The sequence below is a fragment of the Bartonella sp. AA1HLJMS genome (genome assembly GCF_042197445.1).
Taxonomy (GTDB): domain Bacteria; phylum Pseudomonadota; class Alphaproteobacteria; order Rhizobiales; family Rhizobiaceae; genus Bartonella.
This window is the reverse complement of sequence record NZ_JBHIRW010000084.1, coordinates 1-3,572: the sequence shown is the minus strand read 5'-3', so window position 1 is coordinate 3,572 and position 3,572 is coordinate 1. Positions and strand designations below refer to the sequence as shown.

5 protein-coding genes and 1 pseudogene are annotated in these 3,572 nt (G+C 38.2%); 3 read left to right on the top strand and 3 right to left on the bottom strand.

Features of this window, described 5'->3' with window-relative positions; genetic code table 11:
- Positions 1-159 precede the first annotated feature (159 nt).
- Together ACFIQE_RS09135 and ACFIQE_RS09130 are read left to right on the top strand one after the other, a co-directional pair.
- Positions 160-474, top strand: coding sequence for a type II toxin-antitoxin system RelE/ParE family toxin (locus tag ACFIQE_RS09135; RefSeq protein WP_375610725.1), 315 nt, complete (start codon positions 160-162; stop codon positions 472-474).
- Positions 475-490: 16 nt separating this feature from the next.
- Positions 491-787 (top strand): HigA family addiction module antitoxin, encoded by a 297-nt coding sequence (locus tag ACFIQE_RS09130; RefSeq protein ID WP_004861504.1) that lies wholly within the window; start codon positions 491-493, stop codon positions 785-787.
- Positions 788-833: 46 nt separating this feature from the next.
- Here ACFIQE_RS09130 and ACFIQE_RS09125 read toward each other — a convergent pair whose 3' ends face one another.
- On the bottom strand, positions 834-1,112 hold the full coding sequence (locus ACFIQE_RS09125) for a hypothetical protein (protein WP_375621875.1): 279 nt from the start codon (positions 1,110-1,112) through the stop codon (positions 834-836).
- On the bottom strand, positions 1,109-1,855 hold the full coding sequence (locus tag ACFIQE_RS09120; protein WP_375707589.1) for an antA/AntB antirepressor family protein: 747 nt from the start codon (positions 1,853-1,855) through the stop codon (positions 1,109-1,111). The genes ACFIQE_RS09125 and ACFIQE_RS09120 overlap by 4 nt, the downstream gene beginning before the upstream one ends.
- A 376-nt stretch (positions 1,856-2,231) precedes the next feature.
- Here ACFIQE_RS09120 and ACFIQE_RS09115 point away from each other — a divergent pair, with 376 nt between their 5' ends.
- Positions 2,232-3,314, top strand: coding sequence for a hypothetical protein (locus ACFIQE_RS09115; RefSeq protein ID WP_375707588.1), 1,083 nt, complete (start codon positions 2,232-2,234; stop codon positions 3,312-3,314).
- A 33-nt stretch (positions 3,315-3,347) separates the two neighbouring features.
- On the opposite strand, the pseudogene ACFIQE_RS09110 reads toward ACFIQE_RS09115, so the two are convergent.
- Positions 3,348-3,572, bottom strand: a pseudogene (locus tag ACFIQE_RS09110) (hypothetical protein); the annotation flags it as partial.

The following is a 3,572-nucleotide window of genomic DNA, read 5'->3' as shown; positions in this document are numbered from 1 at the left end:
ATAAATAAATTGAAGTCACGCATATTGAAAACATTGTCACCAGCTGCCGTCTTTGCTGCCTTTATCAAAGCAACAAATGTTTCTCTTATCGTCTCGCGGGGATGCATGGGGGCTCCTGTTATTTAACATTTATCCTTTTCTTTATATTGGTATCGTGTTATGATACGTAAAAGAACGAATAAAGGTGATTTGGTGATTGAATCTTTTGCTGATAAGCGGTGTAAAGATCTTTTAGAAGGCAATCTGCCCAGAGGCTTTCCCACCACTCTAGTGCGTATAGCCCAAAGAAAGTTGTTTATGCTCGATAAAGCAGTTGATCTTAAAGATTTGCGCAGTCCTCCGGGAAATCGTCTAGAAGCGTTGAAAGGAGAGCGTAAAGGTCAATATTCTATCCGTATTAATGACCAGTTTCGTATTTGTTTTGAATGGCGCTCTAATGGTGCCTATGAAGTTGAAATCGTAGATTATCATTGATCTGTAGGAGGTCGAGATGAAAAATTATATAGCGATTCATCCCGGAGAAATTTTACGAGAGGAATATTTAAAAGAATATGCTCTCTCTGCTTATGCTCTTGCAAAAGCATTAAATGTTCCACGCACGAGAATAGAACGTATTGTTGCTGAAAATAGTCCAGTGACTCCCGATACAGCACTAAGATTAGCCTATTTTTTTGATACTACTGCTGAATTTTGGCTTAACATGCAAGCTGCTTATGACGTTAGTATATTACAAACTGAAAAAGCAGACGAATTTGCCAAAATCAATAAATTTGAATGTAGGGTTTAACCACTCCCTACCTTTAACGATAGGGAGGGGAGTTCTATTTTTTTAATTAAGCAACCTTTTTAATGGGGCTCTCTAAATCTGGTTCATAAGTTCGCAACAAAGAATCCATACGATGTGGAAGTTCTGAAGCTCCAAAATCTGTCAAAATTGCCAAGATTTTTGTAATATTGGGCACGTCATCTTGAAGCTTTAAAACCAGAGCATCTACGACCGATTCCATTACCTCAACTATAGCATTGCAGTCCTCATCTCCAATGCCTCGATGATTAGAAAGCTTAAACAATGCCATCCATAAATCGCACAAAAAATCGACACTGCTATTCATTGCACACCCCCAAAGATTTGTTCTCTCAAACATGCCAATCCTCTGGATGTGATTTTCGTTGAAGGCAGCACCTTTTCTGTTCCATCTGGTCTTTGAATGGTGATAGCAGGGCAATCCATGAATCCTTTCTTGATCTTATCCTGATAAGGTAACAATGGCGCTCCTGGAGCACGCCGATAGACCCAATCATGTTTACGCAAGTAATCTGTTAAATCCTTTGGTCGCACCTCCAACATCTTTGCTGCTTCGATAAGACCAAACAGACCATCAGAACGTTTTAGACCCTCAAGTGCCTCTGCTTTTGGTGCTAATTCTGCAATAACATGATCTTTCTGCTCAATTTGACTTTGTAAGTGATTCAAAACACCAAGTAATGCTTCGGGTTTGGAATAATCAACTTGTGGAGCGGCTATCTGTGGTGTGGTTACTTGTTTTAAAAGCCGTTCACATTTGATAAAGTATTGACGTGCTTCATGTCCTTTATCATTACGTTCGATCATGGAAAGGTGTTTAGCCATGTCTAATGTAATGTGGTATTCTTTTACCTTTCCACCGTTTACTAAATTTTTAGTAAGCGTTATAAAGTTTATATTTTCCTGAAACTTACATTCTTTAATGCGATTTTTAATCCAATCATTAAAGCGGGCTTTTATCTCTAAAAACGCATGTAAATCACGCGCATTAACAGTTTGAACAGTTTCTTGATCAATGACCTGTTCTGATATTTCTATAAGATTGTTCATTATGAACTCCTATTGGTTAGATGTTTGTTAATGACGCTCTAAATAGAGTGCCGGGTGCTAACAAACACGGCCAATAGTCCGTCGTCACACTTTCCCCGTTAGGGTATTGTATAGTGTAACCACACCCGACAACATTATTATATGCACGTAGCATACAATGAGTCAAAGTCTTTAATGTGCGGAGAAAAGATTGTATCGGAAATCTATCCGCTATTGGTTTAAGGTGTTCGTTAGGCACCTGATTCGATTATTCATATCCTTATGATGATGTCAATAGATAATATTACATTTTTCTAAATTATATAGGCACATCTTTACTTTATTTATCGACTCACTTTAAAATCTCTCTCTTTTTATTTATAGCGGAGGGGGAGTAATGCGCGACGTACTTGATACAATTGCGATTATTGTATGGTTGTTATCTTTACCAATTATTATCACTGGGATCGTTTTCGTATGTAGAAAAAAATGGCGCAAAATGGGGTTAAAGACTCTTTGTGTTGGCGCTCTATTATTTGTCGGTGCTCCAATAGTAGGTGTTGCTGTACAGAAAGACAAACCAGATCAAGTTGTACATAATAATGAAGTTGTTACCCCCTCTTCGACTCCGTCAATAGATGTTGCTACTCAAGATGAAAGCATGGCTCAGGCACCAGTTGAGAATACTGATAAGAAAATCGCACCCACTCAAGACAATAAATCAGATGAAAATGATGGCCTAGGCTTTTGGGGATGGTTTTGGTTAATCTGCTTTGCATTTTTTGCATTGTCTATTTTTGCTTATTGGCGATACAAACGCAAAAAACGTTTTGAAAAGAAGATTCCAGAACAGGTTTCAGTGTCGCCTTCTCATGCACACTCTTCTTCTGATTTTTCAGTCATTAATAAAACGTCTCCAGCACTTAAAAACGAACGATTGGAAAAGGGGATCAAGATTTTTCTGCTTTGTGCTCTATTGATTGGGAGTATAGTAGCAATAATAAGTATTTCACCATGGTTATTAGTCGCCATTATTATTGTTTTACTTTTGGGGATCGCTGTCCATTTTGAAAATAAAAAAGTAAAGCTTTTTGAAGAACAAGTTGCAATGTTGCTACCAGATATTGAAATAACTAGTTTTTCTGAAGCATGTGAAATGTTTCGAGAACTTGATGCAAGTGAATACGATTATCGTTTAGCACGCAATGAAAAATTGTTGGGTGTTCAAGAACGCGTTTCCTTTGATATTAATAAAAAGACCACACTTTTTGGACGTCTTTTGGTAACAGATCAAGCCATTGTATTTGAAAGCTCTAAAAGGAATGAACGAACTACTTGGACACGAATTGCATCAGTAACGATAACATATCAAGGATGCCAAATTAGTCGCCGTACTGGCGTACCATGGAATTACCAATTCACCGCCTTTTCAAGTCCAAGATTTACAGCAGTAATCCGATCTCTTGGGCGCCCTTATTGATTTTTAAGTAGTATATCGTATAAATGTACATCACTATTTTATCTCCCGCAAGATAAGCTTATACATACCGGATTCAGAGGCTTGGACATCTGTGATCACGAAGTGCTCTTGAGAAGAGGGGGCTTTGTTGTTTTCAGGGGAAATGATTACAATACTATCTTGAGGTTTTGGTGGTATTCCCCCGATATCATTGATACAAAGATCAAGTTCCTTTCTTGGAATTGTGGTGGGGATTCTGCCACCGGCGTCCGATTCCGA